This window comes from Maribellus luteus (assembly GCF_003576475.1).
Classification (GTDB): domain Bacteria; phylum Bacteroidota; class Bacteroidia; order Bacteroidales; family Prolixibacteraceae; genus Draconibacterium; species Draconibacterium luteum.
In genome coordinates this window covers 431,818-458,718 of record NZ_QWGR01000004.1, presented here as the reverse complement: position 1 = coordinate 458,718, position 26,901 = coordinate 431,818, and the positions used below count along the sequence as shown (strand labels likewise).

Annotated in this window: 21 protein-coding genes; 5 read left to right on the top strand and 16 right to left on the bottom strand. The window is 44.5% G+C overall.

Annotated features, from left to right (window positions below):
• The first annotated feature begins 13 nt into the window (after window positions 1-13).
• The gene (locus D1614_RS10025) at window positions 14-1,939 is read left to right on the top strand and encodes a M1 family metallopeptidase (protein ID WP_119437772.1); all 1,926 of its coding nucleotides are present in this window, start codon (window positions 14-16) and stop codon (window positions 1,937-1,939) included.
• Here the strand turns inward: D1614_RS10025 and D1614_RS10020 are convergent, their stop codons facing one another.
• On the bottom strand, window positions 1,940-2,344 hold the full coding sequence (locus D1614_RS10020) for an OsmC family protein (RefSeq protein WP_119437771.1): 405 nt from the start codon (window positions 2,342-2,344) through the stop codon (window positions 1,940-1,942). It abuts the gene before it with no gap.
• A gap of 172 nt (window positions 2,345-2,516) precedes the next feature.
• Here D1614_RS10020 and nikR point away from each other — a divergent pair, with 172 nt between their 5' ends.
• Window positions 2,517-2,918, top strand: a complete 402-nt coding sequence (nikR, locus tag D1614_RS10015; RefSeq protein ID WP_119437770.1) for a nickel-responsive transcriptional regulator NikR — start codon at window positions 2,517-2,519, stop codon at window positions 2,916-2,918.
• 46 nt (window positions 2,919-2,964) lie between these two features.
• Window positions 2,965-4,815 carry a TonB-dependent receptor plug domain-containing protein gene (locus D1614_RS10010; RefSeq protein WP_119437769.1) on the top strand — a complete coding sequence of 617 codons (1,851 nt, stop codon included), beginning with the start codon at window positions 2,965-2,967 and terminating at the stop codon, window positions 4,813-4,815.
• Between the two features lie 4 nt (window positions 4,816-4,819).
• On the opposite strand, the gene porK (D1614_RS10005) is transcribed toward D1614_RS10010, so the two are convergent.
• The 8 genes from porK (D1614_RS10005) to topA all read right to left on the bottom strand — a co-directional run bounded on the left by porK (D1614_RS10005) (window position 4,820) and on the right by topA (window position 15,780).
• Window positions 4,820-6,166 (bottom strand): T9SS ring complex lipoprotein PorK/GldK, encoded by a 1,347-nt coding sequence (gene porK, locus D1614_RS10005; protein ID WP_119437768.1) that lies wholly within the window; start codon window positions 6,164-6,166, stop codon window positions 4,820-4,822.
• A gap of 110 nt (window positions 6,167-6,276) precedes the next feature.
• A complete protein-coding gene (gene porN / locus D1614_RS10000; RefSeq protein ID WP_119437767.1) occupies window positions 6,277-7,128 on the bottom strand; it encodes a type IX secretion system ring subunit PorN/GldN in 852 nt (283 codons plus the stop codon).
• Between the two features lie 5 nt (window positions 7,129-7,133).
• Window positions 7,134-8,744 (bottom strand): type IX secretion system motor protein PorM/GldM, encoded by a 1,611-nt coding sequence (gene porM, locus D1614_RS09995; protein WP_119437766.1) that lies wholly within the window; start codon window positions 8,742-8,744, stop codon window positions 7,134-7,136.
• Window positions 8,745-8,763: 19 nt separating this feature from the next.
• Window positions 8,764-9,666: a type IX secretion system motor protein PorL/GldL gene (gene porL / locus D1614_RS09990; protein ID WP_119437765.1), complete on the bottom strand. Its 903-nt coding sequence runs from the start codon at window positions 9,664-9,666 to the stop codon at window positions 8,764-8,766.
• A 37-nt stretch (window positions 9,667-9,703) separates the two neighbouring features.
• Window positions 9,704-11,050 (bottom strand): T9SS ring complex lipoprotein PorK/GldK, encoded by a 1,347-nt coding sequence (porK, locus tag D1614_RS09985; RefSeq protein ID WP_119437764.1) that lies wholly within the window; start codon window positions 11,048-11,050, stop codon window positions 9,704-9,706.
• 108 nt (window positions 11,051-11,158) lie between these two features.
• Window positions 11,159-12,127, bottom strand: coding sequence for a PorP/SprF family type IX secretion system membrane protein (locus tag D1614_RS09980; RefSeq protein WP_119437763.1), 969 nt, complete (start codon window positions 12,125-12,127; stop codon window positions 11,159-11,161).
• A 116-nt stretch (window positions 12,128-12,243) separates the two neighbouring features.
• Window positions 12,244-13,395 carry an arginase family protein gene (locus tag D1614_RS09975; RefSeq protein ID WP_119437762.1) on the bottom strand — a complete coding sequence of 384 codons (1,152 nt, stop codon included), beginning with the start codon at window positions 13,393-13,395 and terminating at the stop codon, window positions 12,244-12,246.
• Window positions 13,396-13,446: 51 nt separating this feature from the next.
• On the bottom strand, window positions 13,447-15,780 hold the full coding sequence (gene topA / locus D1614_RS09970; RefSeq protein ID WP_119437761.1) for a type I DNA topoisomerase: 2,334 nt from the start codon (window positions 15,778-15,780) through the stop codon (window positions 13,447-13,449).
• Window positions 15,781-15,995: 215 nt separating this feature from the next.
• Here topA and D1614_RS09965 point away from each other — a divergent pair, with 215 nt between their 5' ends.
• Window positions 15,996-18,374: a transglycosylase domain-containing protein gene (locus D1614_RS09965; RefSeq protein WP_119437760.1), complete on the top strand. Its 2,379-nt coding sequence runs from the start codon at window positions 15,996-15,998 to the stop codon at window positions 18,372-18,374.
• Window positions 18,375-18,465: 91 nt separating this feature from the next.
• Here D1614_RS09965 and D1614_RS09960 read toward each other — a convergent pair whose 3' ends face one another.
• The 4 genes from D1614_RS09960 to D1614_RS09945 form a co-directional block, all read right to left on the bottom strand.
• Window positions 18,466-18,984 carry a nitroreductase family protein gene (locus D1614_RS09960; RefSeq protein WP_119437759.1) on the bottom strand — a complete coding sequence of 173 codons (519 nt, stop codon included), beginning with the start codon at window positions 18,982-18,984 and terminating at the stop codon, window positions 18,466-18,468.
• Entirely contained in the window at window positions 18,981-20,744 is a 1,764-nt protein-coding gene (locus D1614_RS09955; protein ID WP_147384147.1) for a hypothetical protein, read from the bottom strand. The genes D1614_RS09960 and D1614_RS09955 overlap by 4 nt, the downstream gene beginning before the upstream one ends.
• An 89-nt stretch (window positions 20,745-20,833) precedes the next feature.
• Window positions 20,834-21,439 (bottom strand): hypothetical protein, encoded by a 606-nt coding sequence (locus D1614_RS25555; RefSeq protein ID WP_147384146.1) that lies wholly within the window; start codon window positions 21,437-21,439, stop codon window positions 20,834-20,836.
• A gap of 111 nt (window positions 21,440-21,550) precedes the next feature.
• Entirely contained in the window at window positions 21,551-21,892 is a 342-nt protein-coding gene (locus D1614_RS09945) for a zinc ribbon domain-containing protein YjdM (RefSeq protein WP_119437756.1), read from the bottom strand.
• A gap of 359 nt (window positions 21,893-22,251) precedes the next feature.
• On the opposite strand from D1614_RS09945, the gene D1614_RS09940 reads away from it, so the two are divergent.
• A complete protein-coding gene (locus D1614_RS09940) occupies window positions 22,252-23,313 on the top strand; it encodes an amidohydrolase family protein (protein ID WP_119437755.1) in 1,062 nt (353 codons plus the stop codon).
• A 46-nt stretch (window positions 23,314-23,359) separates the two neighbouring features.
• Here the strand turns inward: D1614_RS09940 and D1614_RS09935 are convergent, their stop codons facing one another.
• From D1614_RS09935 to D1614_RS09925, 3 genes are all read right to left on the bottom strand, one after another.
• A complete protein-coding gene (locus D1614_RS09935) occupies window positions 23,360-23,869 on the bottom strand; it encodes a hypothetical protein (RefSeq protein ID WP_119437754.1) in 510 nt (169 codons plus the stop codon).
• Between the two features lie 169 nt (window positions 23,870-24,038).
• Complete coding sequence (locus D1614_RS09930; RefSeq protein WP_175579275.1) at window positions 24,039-26,129, bottom strand: M3 family metallopeptidase; 2,091 nt, start codon at window positions 26,127-26,129, stop codon at window positions 24,039-24,041.
• A 76-nt stretch (window positions 26,130-26,205) separates the two neighbouring features.
• Complete coding sequence (locus tag D1614_RS09925) at window positions 26,206-26,784, bottom strand: flavin reductase family protein (RefSeq protein WP_119437753.1); 579 nt, start codon at window positions 26,782-26,784, stop codon at window positions 26,206-26,208.
• Window positions 26,785-26,901: the final 117 nt, after the last annotated feature.

Sequence of the window (26,901 nt, the reverse complement as noted above, 5' to 3'; positions counted from 1 at the left end):
GTATATTTAGCAGATGAAACGAATACTGGTTCTCCACTGCTTCTTACTAACAATTACCGGGGCTGTCTTTGGTCAGAACGACCCGTTTCTTATTGATAAAATCGCGCGACTGGAACAAAAAAGCCACGCCCAAAAAATGGCTTTTACGGAAAGTCAGGACTATTCGTCCACCGATTTTATTTACCAGCGGATGGAGTGGCAGGTTGACCCCGCCGTACGTCGTATTTCCGGAAAAGTTACCAGTTATTTCAAAAGCAATATTCCATCGCTCGATTCCATCCGCATCGATTTGCATTCCGATTTACAGCTTGATTCAGTCACCCACGGAAAAGAACAACTCTCCTTTTCCCATTCTGCAAACAAAGTAACAATCCGTTTCAACAAGCCTGTAAATTTGGAACAGGTCGATTCCTTTTCGATCTACTATCAGGGAGTTCCTCCCAGCAGCGGCTTTGGCTCTTTTGAAGTGAATGTTCATGGCAACTTGCAAACACCGGTTCTTTGGACACTATCGGAACCTTACGGTGCCATGGAATGGTGGCCTTGTAAACAATCGCTGGCCGACAAAATTGATTCCATCGACATCATCGTTACATCGCCTGAAACCTACCGGACAGCCAGTAACGGAATCCTGGTTTCAGAACAAATCAGCGACAATAAATGCATCGCGTACTGGAAACACCGCCACCCGATTGCCACTTACCTGGTGGCGATTGCAGTTACCAACTATGCTTCGTATTCAGATACCCTGCAACTGGAAGACGGACGCACCATTGATATTCTGAACTATGTTTACCCGGAGAACCTGAATACGGCCAAAGTACAGACACCCGTAACCGCACAGGTAATGGCCTTTTACAATCAATTAATTGGTAAATATCCTTTTGCGGATGAAAAATACGGGCACGCACAATTCGGATGGGGAGGCGGAATGGAACACCAAACCATGAGTTTTATGGGAGGCTTTAGTTACGAACTGATTGCACACGAACTGGCTCACCAGTGGTTTGGCAATTACATTACACTCGGAAGCTGGCAGGATATCTGGCTCAACGAGGGATTTGCCACCTACTTAACAGGGCTTTCCTATGAAAACCTCCTCCCGGGATATTGGCCTGTTTGGAAAAAACTCCAGGTCGACAACATCACCGGCCAGCCCGAAGGATCAGTGTTTGTAGACGACACAAGCAATGTAAACCGGATATTCAGCGGTAGGCTTAGTTACAGAAAAGGTGCCTACCTGTTACATATGCTTCGCTGGATCGTTGGCGACGATGCATTTTTCTCTGCACTGCGCAACTATTTTCAGGATCCGGAAGTAGCTAATGGCTTTGCAAACACCGGGCAATTTATCCGGCACATGGAAAGCGCTGCCGATACCAGCTTTACTGAATTCCTGCAAGACTGGTTCTACGGAGAAGGTTATCCCGTTTACAGCGTCCATTACTCGCAGCAAGCAAACAACGATCTTTCCATCACATTGTCACAAACTACCACTCATTCTTCGGTTGAACTGTTTGAAATGCCGGTACCCATTCGCGTATACAATGCCGATCATTCTGATTCGGCCGATTTCCGGCTTAGCCAACTTATAAACGATCAAACCTTTGTTGTTCATCCCGGCTTTCCGGTTTCGGAGCTCAAAATTGATCCCGATTACTGGCTGGTCTCAAAAACCGCTTTTGTAGTCGACGTGCCCGGCATTTCGGATACCGGCATCAAAATTCTACCCAATCCTGTGCGGGAGCAGTTATTGCTTCAGATGAGCTCAAATGTTCAGCCTTTGTCCATCCGTATATTTTCGATGAACGGGACTTTGGTAAAATCGTTCAACAGCTTTGAAAAAGTGCTGGATGTTTCGGATTTAACAAGTGCCACGTATGTGCTGGTTGTTTTCATACAAAACGGCGAAATCAAAACCAAATTTATCAAACAGTAATTACCAGTTGAAACGGATGGTTTGAACCAGGTCGGGGTGCAAACTCAGCGGCACCGGACTGATCCCTGCAACACTTTCAACCAGTTGCTTTTCTTCTTCGGTGTAGTTTTTCTTTGGGAAGGTGAATTCGACAATCACTTCGGCCACCCGCCGCGGATCAGATGCCATAATTTTGGTAACATCCACCTGCGTTCCTTCAATGTCAATACCGTTGTCGCGTGCCTTGATTCCCATAATCGTCATGATGCAACTCCCGAGTGCCGTTGCCAGGAGATCGGTGGGCGAAAAAAATTCTCCCTTTCCGCGATTATCTGTCGGCGCATCGGTAATTACCTTGTTTCCCGACTGCAGGTGTTCATTTTCGGTGCGCAATTCACCCAGATAAATGGTCTTAATCGTTGTCATACAATAGATCTTAGCGTTTTTACTTATGCTTAAAGATACAATTATTTGCCGCTCAAATAAGCACAACACACTCCTTCGGGAAGGCATTTTACTTAACAAAATAAGCCCAACTCATCTCTTGTAATCACATTTTGCATATATTCGTGCCACGATAAACTAAAAAAGTAACACTGTGTCGGTTTCCCGTTTTGGCGTTTCACTGGATGAAGAATTGTTGAAAGCACTCGACAATTATGTGAATGAGAATGGTTTCTCCAATCGCTCCCAGGCCATCCGTCACCTTATTGAGAAAAACATGGTGGAGGAGAAATGGAAATGCGACAATATTGTGGCAGGTGCTGTTGTTCTGGTTTTTAACCATGAAAAATCCGACATCCTCAAAAAATCTTCTGAAATCCGCTTTGCTTATAAAGAATATGTCCTGTCGTCGCAGGGATTTTACCTGAACGATGAGAATTACATGGAAATAACAGCTGTAAAAGGGCCTTCCCGCATATTAACCGAAATTTCGGATAAACTTATTGGCTTGAAGGGCATTCAACACGGAAAACTCGTTATGAGTAAAGCAGGCTAAATTTTTTTGACCGAATAGTAACACGAATCAAAACAAACGTAACACGATGACTCGGATAAACCTAAAATTATTGTTGACAGTTTTCACTCTAATTACCTGCATTGGATGGGTAAACGCCCAAAGCTTTTCAATCACCGAAGATACGGTCAGAATTGATGAAGTAGTGGTAACCGGAACACCCGTAAAAGTGACGCGTAACAACGTGCCAATGGCAGTTTCGGTAGTCGACCGCAATCAAATAGAAGAATCCAATGAGTCGGCCTTGCTTCCGGTATTAAACGGCAGGGTTCCCGGACTTTTTGTTACCGAGCGAGGCATTACCGGTTTTGGTGTTGCTGCCGGCTCTGCCGGGCAGATCAGTATCCGGGGTATCGGAGGAAATCCAACTACCGGCGTTTTAATGCTTATCGACGGGCACCCGCAATTTATGGGAATTATGGGTCATCCGCTCCCCGACTCGTACGTGGCTTCTGATGTGGAACGTGTTGAAGTTATCCGCGGCCCGGCGTCGATTTTATATGGTTCGAATGCAATGGGAGGCGTTATTAACATCATTACACGCAAACAAACAGCCAATGGTACACATGGAAACGCTCGTCTTTCTTATGGTTCATACAATACTCAGAAATACATGGGATCGATGGGATACAAAAAAGATAAATTCAGTGTTTTTGCATCGCTTAATCACGATCAAACTGACGGGCACCGCGATCATTCTGACTTTAAAATCACGAATGGTTACGTGAAACTGGGCTACGATTTGAACCCTCATTTTTCCGCCTCTAGCGATGTAAGTATCGCCGCTTTTAAAGCGTCCGATCCCGGGCCAGACACCCTGAATGCCAGTGCGGGCGAAAGCATCGATATTTTGCGTGGTTATTGGGCCTTCACTTTACTCAACGAGTTTGAAAAAGCATCGGGGGCAGTAAAAGTGTTTTACAACTTTGGGGAACACGATATTACTGACGGTTTTCATTCCAAAGATCACAATTACGGTGTGAATTTGTATGAATCCTTCCACCTGCTTGACGGGAACACACTAACCACCGGTTTTGATTTTATGAACTACGGAGGAATGGCTGAAAACAAAAAAGCCATGAACGGTAACGGAATCGTTTTCGCCGATACTACCTTGTCTGAAATTGGCGCGTACGCTTTCACCCAGCAAAAACTGTGGAAGAAACTAACGATCAACGCCGGGATCCGTTTTCAACACCACAGCCAGTATGGCGACATTTGGATTCCCTCAGCAGGATTTGCCTATCATTTCAATTCAAACACAACCTGGAAAGGAACCGTTTCGAAAGGCTACCGCAGTCCTACCATGCGCGAATTGTTTATGTGGGGACCCAATCCGAAACTGAACCCGGAAACCATCTGGAATTACGAAACCGGCCTTCTGACAAAGCTTGGAAAAAAAGTACAGGCAGAACTCACCTTTTTTGTGGTTGAAGGCGATAATATGATCGTAAATGTGGGACCTCCGAATGGTTATCTGAATACCGGCAAAGTATCGAACAAAGGTCTGGAACTGGCTGTAAATGCCGAACCGTTAAAAAACCTCGGAATTCAGGCTACCTACAGCTACATAAACATAGACCAACCGGTTTACGCAACACCGGAGCATCATTTCTTTCTGAATGCCAGTTACCAGATCAGTAAACTCCATTTATCTGCAAGTATTCAACAAATCTCGAATCTGGACAACAATCCTTCACCAGTGGCTGTAAATGAGGAAAGTTATACGCTTGTAAATGCCAAAGCCAAGTACCGGCTTAGTAAGAACCTTCATCTGTTTCTTAGCGGAGAGAATCTGCTGGGAACAAGCTACGAGGTAAACCGGTATTACACCATGCCAAAAGCAACGGTATTTGCGGGTTTAAATCTAAAGTTCTAGGAGATTAATTGCGTGCGAATTCGTCTTTGAAAGAAGTACGTACACAACGGAAACCAACATATGATTTGGCTGTGTCCTGGTATTCGAAACTACGCGTTGATGTTTGAATAAAATAGGCGATGTCTTTCCATGAACCACCGCGGATCACTTTTCTTTTCATTACAGGTGGATCATCGGGTTTGGCATTGTATTCAATCTCGGGATTGTAGTCATTCATCATTTCATAACCGGCTTCGAAGAATGCAGTAGAAGTCCATTCGGCCACGTTTCCGGCCATATCGTAAACTCCAAAGGGATTGGGATCGTACTGCCCTACTTTCATCGCGGTAGTGGTTGTTTCGCTGTCGGCAACATAATTTCCACGTTGCGGTTTAAAATTCGCTACAAAACAACCGTTCACATTGCGTGAATAATAACTTCCCCACGGATATTTATTGTTCATCATCCCGCCGCGGGCTGCAATCTCCCATTCGGTTTCGGTTGGTAAGCGGAAATCGTGTGGCGCTGCCTCTTCTTCATTTTTCGGAGTGAAAGCTTTCAGGCCCGACCGCCAGCTGCAAAATGCGTTGGCTTGTTTCCAGGTTACGCCCACAACCGGGTAATCATCAAATCCGGGATGCGAAAAATACTTGATCGTAAAAGGTTCGTTGTACGTATAAGCGAAATCGCGAATCCAGCACAAGGTATCGGGGTAAACCGGAACCGATTCGCGCATCAGAAAAGAAGTCCGGTTTTGAATCGGAACCACTTCTCCCTTTTCATTGACCACGTTTCCTTCGTAACGCTGGGTTTCAAAATTGTAACTATTACTGCGTTTCGCCGCCTGTTTGAAATCGATCCAATAATGTTCGTAAACCAATTGACGCGTATCAATTTCCTTTCTGAAATGAAACCGGTCCTGCTCCGGAAGATAAAGCTCGTCCATTGCATTCTGGTAATCAATGTCGTCCCACTCGATGCGCTCATCCCAGTTAATTTCTGGTTCATCCAGCGGGTTTCCGTACTTGTCTTCGGTGATAAGGAAATCAGCGTATGTTTGCCCCAGCAACTCGCGCGCCCGTTTATCGCGCACCCAGTAAACAAACTGCCGGTACTCGTTATTCGTAATTTCGGTATCGTCAATCCAAAAAGCTTCGGTGGATACCATTTTGTTGGGGGTAACGCCATTTAATTGATCGTCGTTGGCCCCAATGTTATAAGCTCCTCTTTTAATGTAAGCCATTCCAAACGGTGTTGGCTCAAACCATTGCCTACCGCTCTTTTTCCCTAGCAAAAGGTATTTGTTTTGCTCATTCTTGCACGACGACAGAAGCACTGCCAACAGAAACAAATATGTGAATGTTCTCTTCATGCAATTTTTCCGGAGAAATGAAAGTGTAATTAAAACGTACGCTTGTAATATCTATTGTTTCAAAAAAAAGCCTTATGTTTCCATAAGGCTGCATATGTTTTTTCTCTGTATTAATATTCCCAAAGATCTTGTTCGTAGTTGAAAATATCGTTTTCGATACGTTTCGATTCCAGCATTGCATCGATACCACTTAAATAGGTACTGATATCACGATCGTTATACATATTCGATTCCTTTACAATGTAACTGGTAAACATTCGCTTGATGAACAAATCGTCGAACGACTGCTGGCGCGCATCGTTAACCGGATTCAGAGCTAGGTTAGTAGCCAGCAACGGACGCGCTTCCGGGAAATAGATCCAGAATACCTTCTGGCGACGTATCTGTCCCGACGCATCTCCTTCACTTACATATTCGCGAATCGGGCAAATACCCAATATGCGAACATTCAAAGTTGAAGTCTGTTTGTCGAAATACCACTCTTCTTTCAACATATACTGTTTAATTTCTTCTCTGCGAATATCTCCCTGAACAACTACATTCTCTTTTTCACCTGTATCGAAATTAATCTTCTCCTGTGTGGTTGCTTTTGCACCAAAAAGTTCTTTTACCTGGGTATAGGTCATCGGCACTTTAAAATCATCGTCTGACCTTGCATCGTAAGGAGTCAGCTGACTATTTTCAATTCCGGTTAAAAGTAAACTAATCAAATTTACGCGACCAGCAATTTCTTTTGTCGGATAATATAACGGAATGTTTGCCTTTTCACGTAAATCAATGACACGCCATATTTTCTTCGACCAAAAAACGTCGGCCTCCCTTACCGAAACCAATGGCATCGGTTTCTTTTCATAAATGTCGTTTTGCTTATAGGCGCCATTTACAATTTGGGCGTTCGAGTTTTTGTGAGCCAAACTCAATACAAAAACAAGCATGCCAAGATAAATCGCTAACTTCTTCATATTCCTTATTTTATTTTTAACGAGATTGGATCCAGGTCTCTGGTAGAACCATCGTCACCAACCGCTTTAATGTCAGTAATATTGACCCAGGTATTTATATTGACTCTCTTAAGAGCGTCTTTTTGCTGTTGAGAAAATCGGTTCCCTTTTACCGGATATGGATTGGAATACCCATCGCTCCCTGTCGTTTCAAGGGTAAATTGAGTGACTGTGTATTTGAACTCAAAATCAAAATCTTCCAGTACTGCCATTACACCATCTTGAATGGTTAAAAGTTCCTTTTTAATATTTCCTCCGGAAATACCAGCCACTTGAGCAACAGGGTCCGGAACTTCTTTTACACGCCAATCAGACGTACCTATTAACCTGCGATCGCCATTAATTTTGGCATAAACACTGACTTTTGTTTTCTTCCCAGTTGCATCTAAATCTGTAGGATTGATTGTGAAAAGGTTTCCGTTTCGAACAATCTTACCGTTTGTCATCGTCACCTCCAGGTTTTCACTTGGGATCGAACCACCACTCACCTCGAAGGGGTTGTCCAAACCTTTGTAGAAAACGTTCATTTTAGTGGCCGACATAGTTACTGACGGCTGAGTAACCTGGTATTCCTGTTCAAAAGGATAGCTTTTAATAATTCCACCCGGAGTTTTATATTTGATCAACCCACTCCATTTAAACACACCCGGTTTGTCAGTATTTCCAACATAAGTGGCTTTTCCATCTTTTACAGGAAAAGCACGCCCGTTGATAATAATCTCGGGTTGCTGCGTAGTATCTTCTGCGGCCAAAATAACATCGGCCTTGTATTCGTCGCCCATCAACACAACGTTTGAATTAGGCAATACCATCGCCCCCAGGCGGTTAAACTTGAAGGAACCTGCATCAATCTCAGAATACAGGTATTTTACCATGTTTGATTCCGAATTTTTTACATCAATCTGTATTTTTGAAAGCAAAGTAAGCACAGCAATCAAGGGTTTATTCTCGAAATGCTCTGACTCCCATGATTTTTTTTCAGTTCCGCTTTTTATATTCCCTTTCGGATCTTCGGTTTTCAATTCACTCAGAACTGTTTTTTTCAATTCCTCGTTATCTTCTCCCACTATACTAACTAAGAAGGCTTTGTATTCTGCAATTTTCTCCCTCAATTCGGTAGCATGTTTTTGGGTGATCATGTATTCCGACGGGCCGTTCAGATCATCTACCTTACCAAGTTCTACTGTATCTCCGGCTACTGTAATATGAAAATAATCTTCTTCCGTAAGAATGTTATCTTCGTTCACAGGCTTACTTCCCGAGTAATTAACCATGTCGTCCTTCAGTTGCCAAACAAAGTTGATCATCTCTTTAGATTTGGCTTTCACCTCGTCGGCTTTATCCTTCCATTCTGCAACTTTGGTTGGGTTTTCGGCATAGGCCTGGTCAAATGATGCGTATAACTGAGCATTCTGGATGTCAACCGCCTCCAGCGTCTGCAACAGGCTCGAGTCAACCACTCTGAAAGCCTCCAGCACCTCTGCCGCAACGTTTAATGCCAACATTGCGGTGAGCACGATGTACATCATGTTTATCATTTTTTGCCTCGGTGTTTCCGGGCAATTTTTTGCTCCCATATGCTATTCTTTCAGAATGTTATTTTTTATAGCTCATTGCCCCCAACATATTCCCGTAAATCGTATTCAACGCTTCCAGGTTTTTGTTGAGTTGTTCGGCATTTTCCTTGTATTTTTTCAGCTCGTCCACCGAAGAAGTCAGAATGGAGTTCATTTCTGAAAGATCTTTGCTGAATTGCTGACTGGCTTTAAACTGTTCTTTTGTATCTTGTAATTGCAACTCGAAATTGCTGTTTAGCGAATTCAGATTCTTGTTAAGTTTATCCAGGTTAGTGGCATATTCTTTTGAACTGCTTCCAATGTTTTGCAAACCTTGTGAAATAACTTCGGCTGATTTGTTATACGTATCGGAAAGACTGCTTCCGGTTGCCGATAGCTGCGTGGCTGCCGATGTATACGAATCCAGCAAGGTTGTAACTGAACGGTTGATTGAATCGTTCGCCCTGTTGTTGATTTCAGCAAAGGTATTCATTGATTCAGAGGCCGAACCAAGATTTTTAACATACATGTCAGTTGCCAGCGTGGCCGACGAAATATCGCTGATGCCACGTGCGGTGTTACTCAGTTCATTTAAACCTTTACCAACCCTGTCCAGCAGATCAGGTGTTAGTTGCGAGCCGTTTAGTAATTGCTCCAGGCCGTTTTTCCGCGGCTTCAGTTCCTCAAGTTCAGCCAGTTCATAGTCTTCCCGTAACTCAGGATACACTTTACCCCAGTCGGGTTGTTCCGTTGATGGCTCAAAAGCTGAAAGGAAAAAGATCAGTGCTTCAGTGGAAAGTCCAATGGTCAGCAAAAGACCCGAATACTGCCAGTGCTCCAGTTTGAAAAGTGCACCAATCAGCACAACTGCTGCACCCCAGCCGTATACATAGCCCATGAAAGTCTTCCAGCGTTTTGTTTTAAAAAGTTCTCCGAGGTTCATAATGGAATGGTATAAAGTTAAATTTATTCAAACAAGTCTAAAATTCATCACCAAAGGTTGAACGTACACACCTGAACCCAACGTATGATTTAGTAGTGTCCTGGTATTCAAAGCTCCGGGTCGATACCTGTACAAATTGCGAAATGTCCTTCCAGGATCCCCCTCTGATTACCTTGCGTTTCATTACCGGCGGATCATCTTTCCGCGCGTTGTAGGTAAAAGTAGGGTTGAGGTCGCTAAAGTAGTTGTAACCTGCTTCGTCGTATGCAGTACTTGTCCATTCGGCCACGTTACCTGACATATCGTACAAGCCGTATTCGTTCGGATCGTAGCTCCCCACTTTCATCGAGGCGATTCCGCCGTCTTCCACATAGTTACCTCTCAAAGGCTTAAAGTTGGCTAAGAATACTCCCTTGTCATCGCGGGTATAGTAACCTCCCCATGGATACATAGAAAAATCTTTCCCGCCGCGAGCTGCGTATTCCCATTCAACCTCGGTGGGTAAACGGTATTCCATCAAAGTAGGCTCACCTCTTTCATCCAGATAATCTGACTGAATTTTAGTACGCCAGTTACAAAAAGCGTTTACCTGCTTCCAGGTAACACCTACTACCGGATATTCATCAAAACCGGGGTGCCAGAAATAACGGGTAGCAAGCGGCTCGTTATAAGAATAAGTGAAATCCCTGATCCAGCACAAGGTATCGGGATAAACATGCACCTGGTCGCGCATCATAAAAGAAGAACGGTTCTCAATCGGAACCAGGTCTCCCTCGGTATTGTAAACGTTACCTTCGTAACGTTGCGTTTCGTAGTTGTAGCTGTTGCTGCGCTTGGCTGCCTGGTTTAAGTCAACCCACCAGTATTCATAAAACAGCTTACGTGCATCAATTTCCTTTTTCCCGAAGAATCTTTCATTTTCAGGAATGTAAAGATCTTCCATGGCCATCTGCATGTCAGGATCTTCCCAGTCGATTTTTTCGTCCCAGTTAATTTGAGGCGGATCGATCGGATTTCCCTGCCGGTCTTCGGTAATCATGAATTCTGGATATTGGTCGGCCAGCATCTCGCGCGCCATTTTTTCCTTTACCCAACCAACAAACTGGCGGTATTCGTTATTTGTAATTTCAGTATCGTCCATCCAAAATGGTTCCTGAGAAACTGTTTTGGTAGGTACTCCGGCGCTGCTCGCATCCTGGTCGCTGGGTCCGATATTGAAACTTCCCCTGCGGATGTATACCATTCCGTAAGGTTGCGTCTCTTTAAACCGTTGCCTCTTTTGTACTCCGACCAATTCACCGTTGCCACCTGAACCACCGCCCAAACAGCCCGATAAACTTAACGCCAATGTGAATACTACTGCAATTAATAGTGGTTTTCTCATAGTTTGTATCTTTTCTTAGCTAAGCACCTTTTTCTGCAAAAGTTAACAACAATAAAAGTAAAAAAATATATTACGTCTTGCCCTAACACTTGTGGTGTTAATCAATATTTACAAAAATCTAATACTCTTGTATTTCTGGTTGCGGCTTCTTTCGACATTGATCGAATAACTTACAAAAAACTCGTGAGACCCCAAAGAATTTCTTCTAACCGCAGAAGTGGCCAGGTCAAAAGAATAGCCAATTCTCAATCCGTTAAACAACTCCAGTCCCATCAGCAATGCTACTGCATCCTGCACTCTGTAAGACAATCCGCCCCAAAACTTATCATCATAAACAACATTTGCGTTTAAATCCAACTGCCAACTGGCAAGGTCAGATTTAAACAAGAACGACGGCCGCAACTGAAATAACGGATCAGACAGCTTAATATTGTATCCGCCCATAGCATAATAATGCCTTGCCAGATAATCGCTTGCCACATCATCGTACTTCACAGCCCCTTCGTTTATGTGGCTTACTGAAACTCCCAGGTAATAATCCCTGGAATACAAATAAGCACCTAAACCTATATCAAATGCCAGCTGACTGGCCTCTTCACTCGGTATCGAACCATCTCCTGTGTCTGTTCCACCACCACCTCCGCCACTTCCCGATATATCGTCAGGAGTAACCCATTCTTCAGGAGATATATTAAAATTATAGAACCCGGGGGAAACTCCAATCCCCAAAGTCCCCAAACCAGTTGTAACTTTGTATGCGTAATTCAAGTTGATCCACAAGTTGTTATAATAACCCAACTGGTCTCTCACAATATTTAACCCAAGTCCTCCGGGAGCGCCAAACGCCTTAATTGGTGCGTCCACACTAAAAACCATGGTCTTTGGTTCTCCTCCCCCGTATCCAACCCATTGGTAACGATTCAATATCAGCCCGCTAATGGCGTTTTCTGCTCCGGCATAACCCGGATTAGCCCCCAATTTGTAATACATGTGGTTTGTAAATTGAGGGTCCTGTTGACCGAAAACCACAAATTGAACCAATAGCAGCAAATATAGAAAAGAAACAGTTTTCTTCATACTCTTCTTTCAATTGGCAATTTAGCCATTTATTGCCCCGCCAAAGAAACAAAATTATTGTTGTTTGTAACAATCTTCTGTTAACAAGGTATGCAAAGAACGTTCTGAAAAGTGTATTATTTTAATATTTCGTCGATTTTTTGAACATATTTCAACCACATCTCCGGGATTTCATTGAGGCTTGCATCAATAAAATCCTGTTCTGAACAGGCAAAATACAGAAACGAATTGTCAAACGACTGCAGTTGCATCCACCACTGACCGTTTTCCTTGTTCTCGTAGAATACCAGCGGTGTTTCCACCTGCCACACCTCTACTTTATGTATAATAAAGCCTTCCTGATCTTCCGGTTTCACACGGCTTTGCTGAATCGTTCCTTCCAGAAAATACCAGGCTGCCTGTGCTGCCAGCTGAATATTAACCCCTGTTAATCCGGCATCTTCCTGAACCTCAAAGATCCCCAACACCTTCAACCTTGTACTCAACCCGGCATACCTTGCCAGCTGACAAATGTCTTCGCTGTATAAACCATTCGGAAGCTTTTGTTTACCATAGGTCTCCGAAAATTTCAAAGTGCCAAAATCAAAGGAAACAAAATCGCTGTTTCTGAAAACAGGTTCTGCCAGCAAAGGATTACCGTGTAGTTGCCCCAATCCCAGGTGATTCCCAACGCCCTTTGTTTTACTAAAAAGCTGATCGGGAACGTAATGACGCTGGTACCCCAACAGGTTAAAGCCAAAAATACCGGGTTGCTTGCTAAAAATGCGTGATAAATAATTGTCGGGCTGAAAGCTTTCAACACCTTTCTTTACATCCAGAAAGGCATCTACCACACTAAAGGAAAACATTTTATCGTTTCGGAATGCCTGGCAAACGCCGTAAGAAAAATCCTGACTACCACCCAACAGCAAACAAGTTATGTTAATTTCGGTGAGATAATCAACAATGTCGCGCAAAGCGAGGTAATTCCCTTTATGACTCTGCGCTTCTTTCAGGTTTCCCAAATCGATGATGTTCAATTTACCGGGAACTGCCAGTTGATACAACTCTGCCCGAATAGAATCCGCAACCGAGTTATGAACACAACTGTTTTCAAGGGTTTCAAACGGGAGGCCAATCAGTGCCACTTCCACCTTTGCCAGTGTTGACTCATTCAACGCCTGCGTATTTTTTTCGATAACAGCCCCCAGTGTCTGTTTCCAGTTCAGACGCGATTTCTCAGGATAAGCGGAAAAATCAACAGCATCGAAATAAGGTTTCAGGTCCATGTTTTTTGGCTAAAAATAAGGGCAAATGACCAAATCACCTGCCCTCTTCCGTTATTTTTTTCTGCTTCGCGTACTTTTTGAGGCCGGAGCTGCACTTACTATCTTCATGCAGTCTTCGAAGGAAAGTTCTTCTGCTTTCGTTGATTTCGGAATTTTAAAATTCTTCTTCTTGTACTTAATGTATGGCCCCCATCTCCCATTCAGGATCTGCAGCTCAGCATCTTCCTGAAATACTTTCACCACCGCATTCTTGTCTTTCTCGCGTTTGATTTCAATAAGCTCCACTGCTCTTTCCAAACCAACAGAATAAGGATCATCTTCTTTTCCGAGTGAAACAAATTTATTGTCGTGGCGCACATACGGCCCAAAGCGGCCAATAGAAACGCTTACTTTCTTCCCTTCAAAATCGCCCAATTCGCGTGGCAACTTAAACAGCTCCAACGCTTCCTCCAGCGTAATTGTTTCGATGTGCTGACCGCTGCGAAGACTCGAAAACTGGGGCTTCTCGCCTCCTTCTTCCGAAGCTTCGCCCAGCTGAGCCAAGGGCCCAAAACGCCCGATTTTTACGGATACCTGCTTGCCGGTTTTAGGATCGACACCCAGCACCCGTTCTCCTTTTGAACGTTCTGCATTCTCAAGGGCATCATCCACTTTTTCGTGAAACGGCTTGTAGAACTTATCGATCATCTCGTTCCAAACCAGCTTCCCATCGGCAATGTCGTCAAACTCCTTCTCTACATCGGCGGTAAAGTTGTAGTCCATGATTTCGCTGAAATTATCCACCAGAAAATCAGTCACTACAATGCCAATGTCAGTTGGGAACAGCTTACTTTTTTCCGCTCCCGTTATTTCGGTCTTGGTTTGTTCCTTTATTTTGCCGCCTTTCAGTTCCAGTACCTGGTATTCGCGCTCCACACCCGGGCGGTCTTCTTTCACTACGTAGTTACGGTTTTGAACCGTGGTAATGGTTGGCGCATAAGTCGATGGTCTTCCGATTCCCAGCTCTTCCAGGCGTTTTACCAGCGAGGCTTCGGTATAGCGTGCCGGACGCTGCGAAAAACGCTCGGTGGCGATGGTTTTCTCCATGCTGAGCACATCTTTTGCATGCAAGGGTGGAATAATGCTTTGTCCGTTTCCGTTGCCCTGACCTTCGTCGTCGGTTGATTCGATGTACACCCGCAGGAAACCATCAAAAACAATCACTTCTCCACTGGCAATAAACTTCTCAGCAGCGGTGGAAACATCAATGGTTACCGTGGTACGCTCCATAATGGCATCCGCCATTTGCGAGGCGATGGTTCTTTTCCAGATCAGCTCGTACAAACGTTGTTCCTGGCTGGTGCCATCCACCGTTTCCTGATCCATATAAGTAGGCCGGATCGCTTCGTGCGCTTCCTGAGCTCCTTTTGATTTTGTCTTGAACTTGCGAATCTTCACGTAGTTCTCGCCGTGCAGTTCTTCAATCTTCTTTTTGGAAGTATTGATGGCCAGGCTCGAAAGGTTTACCGAGTCGGTACGCATGTAAGTGATCTTTCCACTTTCGTACAGGCGCTGTGCAACCGACATGGTTTGCGAAACCGAAAAACCAAGTTTGCGGCTCGCTTCCTGTTGCAGCGTAGAAGTTGTAAAAGGCTGTGCCGGGCTACGTTTTCCTGGCTTTTTAGCCACATCGCTTACGCTGAATTCGGCAGTTTTACATTTTTCAAGAAAAGCAGCTGCCTCGTCGCGCGTTTCAAAACGCTTCGAAAGCTCGGCTTTCAATTCCGTCACATTCCCGTTATCATCTGGAACCAGGAATGTTGCAATCACCCGAAATGCAGATTCACTTGTAAAATCACGAATTTCGCGCTCACGTTCCACAATCAGGCGTACTGCCACCGACTGAACCCTGCCGGCCGACAACGACGGTTTTACTTTCTTCCACAATACCGGCGACACTTCAAAACCTACGATACGGTCGAGCACCCGGCGTGCCTGCTGGGCGTTTACCAGATGCTGGTCGATGCTTCGCGGATTTTGAATGGCATTGGTAATGGCGTCTTTTGTGATTTCGTGAAAAACGATACGTTTCGTGTGCTCCGGTTTCAGTTTTAACACTTCCATCAAGTGCCAGGCAATGGCTTCTCCTTCGCGGTCCTCATCGGATGCGAGCCACACAACCTGTGCATCTTTGGCCATTTTTTTCAGTTCCGAAACGATCTTTTTCTTATCGGGTGTAACTACGTATTTTGGCAAATAGTTTTTCTCGATATCAATCCCAAAGTCCTTCTTTTCCAGGTCTCTGACATGCCCCATGCTGGAGGTAACAGTATACCCCTCACCAAGGAATTTTTCAATAGTTTTTGCTTTTGCCGGAGACTCAACAATTACGAGGTTATTATGCATATGCTTTCTAATCCTTTCACAAAATTTCTGCAAATTAAAGCAAAACCAATGCTAAGTTCAAAATTTATCTTTCTATTTTTTGTTTTTCTATTTATTTGAAAATGATGAATTTATTTTTAAAAAACCAAAATATAATCACTTCCCGGGGCGTTAAATCAATTGCCGCCTAGGTATTATCATATATATTTGTTGCCAACTTTAAATGAGCAAAATAGATGGGGGAAAAATTAAAAAAATTCACCGGTTATATCATCGCCTTTTGGGCGATTGTACTGCTTGCAATAGGTGGTGTTTTCCTTTTTTTCTCGATGATGGCCAACGGGAAGATGGGATTTATGCCTAGTTTCGAAGAGCTTGAAAATCCAAAAAACATTCTGGCCACCGAGATTTATTTTGAAGACGGTAAAATACTCGACAAATACTTTGTGAGCGAAAACCGGACCTATGTCGGGTACGAAAGCCTTCCCCCGCATTTGATTCACGCATTGATCGCCACGGAAGATGTTCGTTTTTACAACCATTCGGGTGTTGACCTTCGTGGATTGTTCCGCGTTGTAAAAGGTATTATGACCGGAGATTCCAGTTCGGGAGGTGGCAGTACCATCAGCCAGCAGCTCGCCAAAATGTTGTTCCCGCGTACCGGTGTCGACGGCAAAATGGATCTTGTTTTACGCAAATTCAAGGAATGGATTATTGCCGTTAAACTCGAACGAAGCTATACCAAGGAAGAGATCATTTTAATGTACCTGAACAAATACGACTACCTGAACAATGCCGTGGGAATAAAGTCGGCGGCTAACGTATATTTCAGCATTCAGCCCGATTCGTTGCAGCTGCACCAGGCTGCCATGCTGGTGGGGATGGCCAAAAACTCTTCGCTGTACAACCCGGTGCGTCGTCCCGAGCTGGTGCTTCAACGCCGCAATACCGTACTGAACCAGATGGAGAAATACGGATACATTTCGGAAGCCGTGTGCGATTCAGCCAAACAACTTCCACTCGATCTTGAATACAGCAAAGTGGATTACAAACAGGGACCTGCGCCTTATGTTCGGGAATATCTCCGGCTGGCCTTGACTTCCAAAAAACCGGAACGCGAAAACTACCCGTCGTGGCAGGGACAAAAATTCATCGAAGACCTGGCCGAATGGGAAAACAACCCTTTGTTTGGCTGGTGTAAAAAGAACAAAAAGCCCAACGGCGAAAACTACAATATTTATACCGACGGGTTAAAAATATACACCACACTCGATTCGCGCATGCAGCGGTATGCCAACGAAGCAGTGGAAGAACATCTTAGTAACGACCTCCAGCCTCTTTTCGACGGGAGCATGAAAGACTTGAGAAATCCGCCGTTTGCCAACAACATGAGTTCGCAGGATGTAGACGATTTGCTGAACCGCGAAATACGCAAAAGCGAACGCTACCGCCTTATGCGCAAAGCCGGGAACGACTTCGAACAGGTGAAGAAAACCTTCAACGAACCCACAGAAATGACCGTGTTTACATGGGAAGGAGAGGTGGACACCACCATGACTCCGATGGATTCCATCAAGTATTACCTTCGTTTTTTCCGCTCGTCGTTTATGGCGGTTGATACCGAAAGCGGCAAAGTAAGAGCGTATGTGGGCGGCCCCAATTACCAGTATTTTATGTACGATATGGTAAAAGACGGCAAACGCCAGATTGGCTCTACGGTAAAACCTTTTGTTTACACGCTGGCCATGCAAAACGGCCTGACTCCGTGTACCAAAGTTCCGTATGTAAGCCAGCAGTTTATCCAGCCCGACGGATCGATTTACGAGCCCAAGGATGCAGGTGTTGACGAAGAAATGGACGGGAAAATGGTTACACTGAAGTGGGGACTTGCCAATTCAAAAAACCGCATATCAGCCTGGGTAATGAAACAGTACAATCCGCAGGCAGTGGTGGAGGTAATGAAGCGCTTGGGCATTGTTAGTCCGATCGACCCCGTAAACTCTATGTTCCTGGGGGTTTCCGACGTTACCCTGTACGAAATGGTGGGAGCATTTAACACCTATGCCAACCTGGGCGTATATACAAAACCTTATTTTGTAACACGTATTGAAGACCGCCACGGCAACGTGATCGCACGGTTTCAGCCCGACCGCCACGAGGCCATTGATGCCGAGACCGCCTACCTGATGCTGAACCTGTTGCAAGGAGTGATTGATGAAGGAACCGGTATTCGTTTGCGCGGATCAAACCTGTGGCGCGAAAGGGTGACTCAGGAATATGGAGAATTCAAAATGCCCATTGCCGGAAAAACAGGAACAACACAGAACCACTCTGACGGATGGTTTATCGGAATTACTCCGAAACTAACTGCCGGAGTCTGGACAGGCGCCGACCTACGAAGTATTCACTTTAAAACCATTTCTTCGGGACAGGGAGCCAACATGGCACTGCCTGTCTGGGGATATTTCTATAAAAAAGTGCTGGCCGACCCTTCGCTGGGAATACGCGAAGAAGACATGCAGTTTAAAAAGCCTGCCCATTTCAACATCAACCTCGATTGCGACGAGGTAACCAGAAAGAAAAACAATTCCGACTCGTTTGATGAGTTCTTTTAGCATTCAACCGGAAACAAAATAAAACAAAGGAACCGCTCTCTAAAAGAAAACGGTTCCTTTGTTTTTATAGCGAAAGCAGGTGGATGGTTTGTTAGAACCGGTTCAACCTGATCTTCTCAAACTGCAATTCTTCAAAAGGTTTGCCTTCTCTCCCTTTCTCAGGATAGCCGATGGTAACAATGCTTAGCACCCTGAAATTTTCGGGAATGCTGAATAAATTCTGAATGAATTTTTCCGAAGAAGCCGTTTCGGAATGCATGCGTTCGCGAACCTGAATCCAGCAACTGCCCAAATCGAGCGATTGTGCCGTTAATTGTAACAGAATCGATGCGATGGAACAATCTTCCACCCAAACGTCGTTTAGGTTCTCATCGCCGCATACAACCACTGCCAACGGGGCACTTGTTAACGGGGCAACACCATGCGGCTTGCAGTTCTTCATCTCTGCAATCAAAGCCGGGTCATCCACAAAAATAAACTCCCAGGGATTGATGTTTTTTGAAGACGGGGAACGCAAAACTGCTTCCTTGAGAATTTCCAGTTTTCCAGGTTCAATGGCTTGTGCGGTATATTTCCGGATACTCCGGCGTTGACGTAATAGTTCGATCATTCTTTTTTACTGCTAAGATAAACAGGTTGAGGCATTGGCGAATCTTCATTACTGAAAACCTTAAAAAGTACAGGATCTTGTAAAATATCAGACAACAATGCAGGCTTCCCGTCCAGCAAAACCTGGTTATTTATCAACCTTATTCCGTGACTGTAATCCACATACCAGTAAACATGCCCGCTGTAAACCGGCTGAATGGGTTTACCATCGGGCTGGTGCCAGCCATAAATCACTACTTTATCGGGCTGTTGCGCCATCCGCCCCGAAAGTATTACGTCCTTTTTTATTCCGGCAACAAGCTGCCCGCGGGTTCCTCCTGCTTCGCACATTTGCTTTTCAATCTGCGAATTATGCTCAACAAACTTCTGAACGGTTTCGTTGGCATTGCCTACCGGTTTGTAGGGAAAGGGCGCCAATTTAATCTCCGCCTTTTCATAAATATCATCGCTGATTTTGGAAGTGATAAGCGAGGCTCCAAACAAAGTAGCCAGTCGCTGCGCAGTGCGGGGATTCATCGGAATCCGGCAGTAATCATCGTCGCTTCCAACCGCCAGGTAATCGGGCATAACCTGGTATTCTATTTTATGAACCACGCCTGCAGCATCCGCAAAATTGGCTTTTAAAGAAACCGTTCTCCGTAAAAACCCGGGCAGATTTCCACCGGCCAGTGCTTTGTAAATTTCTTCTTCCCGCTCTTCGAGAGACAAATTTTCGATGCGCTTCATAAAAACGGCCCCGGGTTCGGCATCTGTTTTTCGCAGCGGGATATTCAGTTGCCGTATGGGGAGAGCGATTGATTCTGAAATATAATTTTCGTAGGCTCTTTCACCAAAATAAGAGTATCCTTTCTGCTCGTGCTTTGTTCCACTCAAAATGCTGTGGATAAAACCATTTCGTTCTACCTGAACCGTATGAAAGATCTTTCCTTCCGGGTTGGTCTTTAGAATAAACTCTATTTTATTTCCGGGTGATCGGTACCACAAAAGCGAATCGTTCCCTTCTTCTCGGAATTGAAAAGACCGGGCTAAATATTTCTTCATCATCCGGCTCCGGTACCAGGTGCCGCCTGTTGGCGAAACCAGCGGTTTTCCGTTGTACTCAACCACACTGTCGTTATAGGCCAGCACCGTTAAAAAACGATCCTTCCCAGCCTTTAGCCAATCAGTTAGTTGCGGGCCGTGAATCGAATCTTCGTACCCGTAATCACTGTCCAAAAAAGCGATGCGTTTTACATTGTCCGGAATTACCTCCACCGCTTCCAGGTAACTAAAAATAAAGCGTCCTCCACCACTGTGACCATTCAAAACTACCTGCGGATTCCAGGCCGAGAACACGTCTGTGACTTCATCTACTATTTTTTTAGTATCTTTCAAATAATCCGGGTTGTTTTTCTTCCACAAAGGCCAGCTTTTACAGGTAGTTTCGAGGTATGCCACCACAATCGTCTTTTGCGCAACAACACCTCTTAAGAAACGGGTTTGAGCTCCGATATGCTGAATGTTAAAATGCCAGTCATCGCCTTCTTTTGGTGTTTTCCCAAAGGTCTGTTCAAGGGTGTTTCCGTTCGGGAGGGCATAAAAAATCAACAAAACCTGGTCCCGTTTTCCAAACCCATCAAGCGGTGCATTAATCAGAACACGGGTATTTGCCGGAGCTCCCTCCAGCACCATCTGCTGTTCGTTAAACGAGGCATATTTTTCAAAACCGGGAAGAAGCTGCCCACTCACCCAAAACGGCAGCCACCAACAAATAGTTATCAAAAGGAAAGCTTTCATTCACGGAAAATAACAGAAAAATCTGTTATTCTGGTACTTTTTTGAAACGCAGATTAATTCAGGAAAAACAAATATCACCGGATATAAATCGTATTGGCTTCCTTCAAATTCTCCTCGGTGCGGGTCAGCAACCGAATTATTGTCAATGGTTTTTCCAAGGTTTCCACTTTATCAACAATAATTTTAAGGATGTATTTTTCATCCACCAAAAAAGAGTTGTAATCTTCTTTTACAAAATCATCGTTAATCATAAACAAAGTTGGCTGGTGATTGTCGGGGATGTATTTACCCTTTAAATCATTCAGAGAAACAAACCGGGGATGGTGGCCTTCTTTAATCTCAACATGAATCTGTCCGGGATATTTCTTCCCCGCAATTTCTATCGCGTCCTTTTTTATACTGAAATGCTCAATACTGGCTGGGTTAATGGTTTTCAAAACGGAAGGATCCATTAATTTTCCATCGACAAAGCAAGCAACACCTTCGGAAAAGGTCGTTGTTTTACTGATCTGAACAAATGGGACCGTATCGTTTGCGGAAAAGGCATCACGTTGTGCTGGAATAATAGCACTTCGAATTTTCGACCTTATTTCAGGTATTATGCCAGTGACAGTGTCGGTTTGGGCATTTATTGAAAACGCAGAGAGTAAAAAGAGGAAGGCGATTGACATTCGGTTCATTGTCTCCGGTTGTTAAAGTTAGTTTCGGTTAAAATTAACTGAATTTACCGGATCGAGAGTAAAGATCCTTATGTTATTAGCGAAACTCGTAGCCTCCCCACTCTTTTCGTGCTAACCTTTTCTGACAAACTCCGACTTTAAGCCCATGGCACCAAACCCGTCAATTTTACAGTCGATGTTGTGGTCGCCTTCCACCAAACGAATTCGTTTTACTTTGGTACCCGCTTTAATCGGTCCCGAAGCTCCTTTTACAGGCAGGTCTTTTATTACGATCACCGAGTCGCCATCCTGCAATATGTTTCCGTTGGCGTCTTTTACCACCAGTGTATCCTCATCGGCCACTTCTGCGGGGTTCCATTCATGGTTGCACTCGGGACAGGCATACGCATCTTCTCTCACAAAATATCCGTACGGGCAATCACATTGCGGACATTGTTTCATTTCGTCTGACATGGTTTTTCTCTATTCTGTTGTTATTAAGGGCGGCAAAGGTAGGGAAACTTTTGTATATCTCCAGACCGAAACCGGAATGGCAAGTTGCCAATGCATTCCCCGGGCCAATAGCAACCTCTTGTTAGTCACCTAAACAAAAATTAGTATTTCGACACACTACAAAAAAGGATATCATCTTTTTTCAGATAAAATCCGGCTCCGCAGCAAGAAGTAAAATTTTCTTACCTTCATCTGCTCAACTAAATCTGTATCATTATGAAACGAGCATGTAAAACAACTATTCCCATTAGCTTAATTGAAAAACGTGCGAGTTTCACCCGTCGATCGACGGCCCTCTAAATCCAAATAAACTTAATTGTATGAAATTCCGGATTGCTCTGCTTAGCTTGTTAACTCCATTCATTTATTCGTGTGGCAATTATTATTCGATGGATGATTTTTCATCAGTCCCGAAAATCGATGCTCACTACCACATTTATTCGAGCCAGAATGTTTCGATCGACCAGGCCCGAAAAGACAACTTCAGGCTTCTTTCCATCAACACCCATTCAGGCACTTGCGAAAGGGTGCTTGATACGCACCAGGAGCTGGTGAAACTTAAGCAGGAACTTCAACACGAAATAGAATATACAACAACGTTTTGTATGGACGACTGGGACAACCCAGCCTGGTCTGACAATACCCTGTTGTGGTTAAAACAAAGCCTTGCCGACGGAGCCATTGCAGTGAAAGTGTGGAAAAACATTGGGATGGAATACCGAAACTCCGACAGTGTTTTGGTGATGATTGACGATCCGCAGTTCGATCCTGTCTTTCAGCACCTTGCGGATAACAAGATCCCCCTTGTCGGACATTTGGGAGAACCCAAAAACTGCTGGTTACCATTGGAAGAAATGACCACCAAAAACGACAGTGGTTATTTTTCGCGACATCCGCAGTACCATATGTACAAGCACCCTGAGTTTCCCAGCTACGAGGAACAAATGGCGGCCCGCGACAGGATGCTGGACAAGAACCCTGACCTCATCTTTATTGGATGCCACCTGGCAAGCCTCGAATGGAATGTCGATACGCTATCTGAGTGGCTCGATAAATATCCGAACGCCGCTGTTGACATGGCTGCACGAATGGGACAGCTCTTCTACCAAACCCGCGAAAACCACGATAAAGTGCGCGATTTCTTTATAAAATACCAGGACCGTTTGCTTTACGGAACCGATATCATCGACAGCGGAAGAGATGCTGAGTCGTTCCAAAAAAGAATGCATGCAACCTGGCTGTACGATTGGGAATACCTGATCACCGATAATACCATGAAAAGCAATCTTATTGAAGGAGAATTTAAAGGGCTAAAACTTCCGAAGGAGGTGGTAGATAAAATATATTCGGGAAATGCCAAAGTCTGGTATCAAAGCTTTTAAACTACGCACAGTCATTTCCTCGCTTCGAATAAGAGCAAACAGCACTTTAATCTGCTTTCTCAATACTCAATAAATAGTGGCTTTTAAGGGCATAATTAAAAATCAGTTTGTCCCCCTCTGCACAACGTTCAAATAGTTCTTTATCAACGTTGAACTTTATATCATCCACAAGGAACTCAAATCTTACGGTATAAGTCTTCGACATACTATTGCCACGTACAGAAGCAGCGTAATCAGCGGTTTTTGATTTGCCCGTCAAAGTTTTTGTTAGCTGGATTTTTTCGTTGAATTGCAAATCGCGGTAATACTTATGGCTTATTAGAAAATATAGCATTATTGACAAGATCAGTGTTCCCATTGAAACATAAATCATCATTTTAGTATGGAGGGCATCAGGATTCAAATCGAAAAATAACTCGTAAATAGTAACTCCAACAACTGTAGTAAGAACAAAGACTAATACACATAAGCCTAATACGTTTATATATTGAGTTCTCAACACTTTCCTATCGGTTTTTGAAAGCCCCCGCCGCATTTGATATTTACTGGTTCTCATCGTTTTATTGTAAGCAATTTTTATCGATAAAGATATAAATCGAATTCTGTATTATCCCAACAAGCTATCTGCTTTTGAACACTGTACCCAGCTCGTTGTGCGATACTCGATAAACAAAAATAGCACCCCAAAACCGGGATGCCATTTCCAATATTGTGTCGCTTGTAGCTTACTGTAAACCGCTGCGTTCGAGCAGAGCATCCACCGTTGGTTCGTGCCCGCGGAAACGTTTGTACAATTCCATCGGATGTTCGGTGCCGCCTTTTTCCAAAATGTTTTTACGGAACGAAGCTGCCACTTCCTTGTTAAACAGTCCTTTCTCCTTGAAAACGCTAAAGGCATCGGCATCCAGCACTTCGGCCCATTTGTAGCCGTAATAGCCGGCAGCATAACCACCTGCAAACAAGTGCCCGAACTGTGTACTCATACAAACTCCGTCGACTGCCGGGAAGATCTGTGTCTTTTTCCAGGCCTGCTCTTCAAAGTCTTTCACACTGCCGGTATAGGGCTTCTCGAGCGTGTGCCACGCCATGTCGAGGTAGCCAAAACTTAACTGACGAATGGAAAGGTATCCTGCCAGGTAGTTTTGCGAATCCACGATTTTCTGCACCAGCTCGGCCGGAATGGTTTCTCCGGTTTGATAATGCTTGGCAAAGCGATCCAGGAATTCTTTTTGTGTGGCCCAGTTTTCCATGATTTGTGAAGGCAATTCCACAAAGTCGCGGTAAACATTGGTTCCCGAAAGGCTTGAATAAGTTGAATTAGCCAACATTCCGTGTAAGGCATGACCAAACTCGTGCATCAGCGTTTCCACCTCGTAAAAAGTAAGCAAAGCCGGTTTGGTTTCGGTGGGGCGGGTAAAGTTCATCACAATCGTAACATGTGGCCGCGAGTCAACTCCATTTTCTTTCCACTGGCCTTTGAAATCGTTCATCCAGGCACCGCCCTGTTTTCCCGGACGCGGATGAAAATCAGTATAAAACACCGAAAGGAATGTACCATCAGCGTCAAACACCTCGTAGGCTGTTACTTCCGGATTGTAGACAGGAATGTCTTTGTTTTCCCTGAAAGTAATTCCAAACAAGTCGGTGGCAAGCCCCAGTACCCCTTCAGTAACCCGGCTTAACTCGAAATATGGTTTTAACATCTCATCGTTGAGATCGAATTTTTTTACTTTCAGTTTCTCGCTGTAATAGCTCCAGTCCCAGGGCATCAGCTCCCCTTCAAAACCTTCGGTTGCTGCAAATTCCTGTATTTCCTGTTTCTCCTGAAGCGCCACTTTGTACGAAGCTTCGTACAAATCGTTGAGCAAACCGTACACACCGGCCGGATTAATGGCCATGCGGCGTTCGAGCACATAATCGGCATAATTTTTATACCCCAGCAGTTGCGCCAGTTGCAAACGAAGTTCAGCAATGCGTTTCACATTTTCCTGGTTATCGAGCTCATCGCCTTTAAACGACTTCGAGCTATACGCCATGTAAAGCGTTTTACGCAAATCGCGATTGTCGGCATATTTCATAAACGGGCCAAAACTGGGCTGCGTAATATCAAACAGCCAGCCTTCCTTGCCTTTTGCTTTGGCACGGCCTGCTGCTGCTTCCAGTTCGCCTTCGGGTAAACCCGACAGTTCTTCCTTATTCGTAATAACAAGCTCGTAGGCATTGGTTTCTTTCAGCACATTTTCATCAAAAGTCAGGCTGAGTTTTGACAATTCGGTGCTAATGGCCCTGAATTTCGCCTTGTCAGCTTCCGAAAGATTGGCTCCTTTCCGAACAAAACCTTCGTAGCTATTTTCCAACAAGGTTTTCTGCTCAGCATCCAGGTTTAACTGATCTTTTTGCTGGTATACTTTCTTCACTTTTTCAAACAATACCGGGTCCAGCGAAACATCGTTCTGAAACTTGGTCAGCAAAGGTGAAACTTCCTGTGCAATACCTTGCAGCTCCTCGTTGGTTTCAGCACCCAGCAGGTTAAAGAACACACCCGAAGTGCGGCCCAGCAAGCGCCCCACATGGTCGAGCGCAACAATGGTATTTTCGAAAGTCGGAGCTTCCGGGTTGCTTTTGATGGCTTCCAGCTCTTTCTCGCCCGCTTCGATGGAAGCTTTGAAAGCCGGTAAAAAGTGTTCGTTTTTGATTTCGTTAAAAGGGGCCGTTTCATGCGGCGTGTTAAACGTGCCCAGCAATGGGTTATTCTGTGCGTTGATCATTCCAATATTCATTAAAAAAACAATTGATAGCAAGTAAATTCTCTTCATGTTTAAAGATTAAGTTCTACACTGATTATTTGATTTCCTAAAAGACAAAGCCGGGTTTGCTTTGTTCAAATGAAGTCTATTTTTTTCGTTTCCTCTTTTTCTCAACACTCCACCCGAACTTTCCGATTTTCTTTCCCATTCCAAAATAATGACCGTGACTGTACACCAACGGGTTGGCCTTGGAAAAGCTGAACGCGTCTTTTTCGTTGATGTAAGTATCGTCGATCGAAACGCCCAGTACTTCGGAGATAAACATGTGGTGCGAGCCCAGTTCCACGATCTCCTTTACCCGGCACTCGATGTTTACCGGCGATTCTTCGATAATGGGAGCCTTTACATATTTGGCTTCACCGGGAGTCAGGTTCATTTCCTTCCACTTGTTGAATTTACGGCCCGACCGGCAACCACACCAGTCGGTGGCTTTTGCCAGTTTCTCGGTGGTCAGGTTGATCACAAACTCGCCGGTTCGCTTGATAATTTCGTAGGAATGCCGCCCGGGTCTCACCGATATATAACACATCGGGGGATCGCTGTTGATCGTACCTGTCCAGGCAATCGTAATAATGTTGTATTCTTCGGGTGTTTCGCCACAGCTCACCATTACGGCCGGAAGCGGGTAAATGATCGTACCTGGTTTCCAGTAAGTTCGTGCCATCGAAAAAAATTAATGGTTTATCGCGTAAAGGTAAAAAACTTATTCTGCCCCCTTTATGCAACACACGAGAAATAAAGGATGGAAGTAGATTGAAAACAGATTGAGGTAGATTGAATC

Coding starts and splice junctions, on each gene's coding strand:
- D1614_RS10025 (WP_119437772.1), top strand. CDS start 14: ATGAAACGAATACTGGTTCTCCACTGCTTCTTACTAACAATTACCGGG.
- D1614_RS10020 (WP_119437771.1), bottom strand. CDS start 2,344: ATGACAACGATTAAGACCATTTATCTGGGTGAATTGCGCACCGAAAAT.
- D1614_RS10010 (WP_119437769.1), top strand. CDS start 2,965: ATGACTCGGATAAACCTAAAATTATTGTTGACAGTTTTCACTCTAATT.
- porK (WP_119437768.1), bottom strand. CDS start 6,166: ATGAAGAGAACATTCACATATTTGTTTCTGTTGGCAGTGCTTCTGTCG.
- porN (WP_119437767.1), bottom strand. CDS start 7,128: ATGAAGAAGTTAGCGATTTATCTTGGCATGCTTGTTTTTGTATTGAGT.
- porM (WP_119437766.1), bottom strand. CDS start 8,744: ATGGGAGCAAAAAATTGCCCGGAAACACCGAGGCAAAAAATGATAAAC.
- porL (WP_119437765.1), bottom strand. CDS start 9,666: ATGAACCTCGGAGAACTTTTTAAAACAAAACGCTGGAAGACTTTCATG.
- porK (WP_119437764.1), bottom strand. CDS start 11,050: ATGAGAAAACCACTATTAATTGCAGTAGTATTCACATTGGCGTTAAGT.
- D1614_RS09980 (WP_119437763.1), bottom strand. CDS start 12,127: ATGAAGAAAACTGTTTCTTTTCTATATTTGCTGCTATTGGTTCAATTT.
- D1614_RS09975 (WP_119437762.1), bottom strand. CDS start 13,395: ATGGACCTGAAACCTTATTTCGATGCTGTTGATTTTTCCGCTTATCCT.
- topA (WP_119437761.1), bottom strand. CDS start 15,780: ATGCATAATAACCTCGTAATTGTTGAGTCTCCGGCAAAAGCAAAAACT.
- D1614_RS09965 (WP_119437760.1), top strand. CDS start 15,996: ATGGGGGAAAAATTAAAAAAATTCACCGGTTATATCATCGCCTTTTGG.
- D1614_RS09960 (WP_119437759.1), bottom strand. CDS start 18,984: ATGATCGAACTATTACGTCAACGCCGGAGTATCCGGAAATATACCGCA.
- D1614_RS25555 (WP_147384146.1), bottom strand. CDS start 21,439: ATGAACCGAATGTCAATCGCCTTCCTCTTTTTACTCTCTGCGTTTTCA.
- D1614_RS09945 (WP_119437756.1), bottom strand. CDS start 21,892: ATGTCAGACGAAATGAAACAATGTCCGCAATGTGATTGCCCGTACGGA.
- D1614_RS09940 (WP_119437755.1), top strand. CDS start 22,252: ATGAAATTCCGGATTGCTCTGCTTAGCTTGTTAACTCCATTCATTTAT.
- D1614_RS09935 (WP_119437754.1), bottom strand. CDS start 23,869: ATGAGAACCAGTAAATATCAAATGCGGCGGGGGCTTTCAAAAACCGAT.
- D1614_RS09930 (WP_175579275.1), bottom strand. CDS start 26,129: ATGAAGAGAATTTACTTGCTATCAATTGTTTTTTTAATGAATATTGGA.
- D1614_RS09925 (WP_119437753.1), bottom strand. CDS start 26,784: ATGGCACGAACTTACTGGAAACCAGGTACGATCATTTACCCGCTTCCG.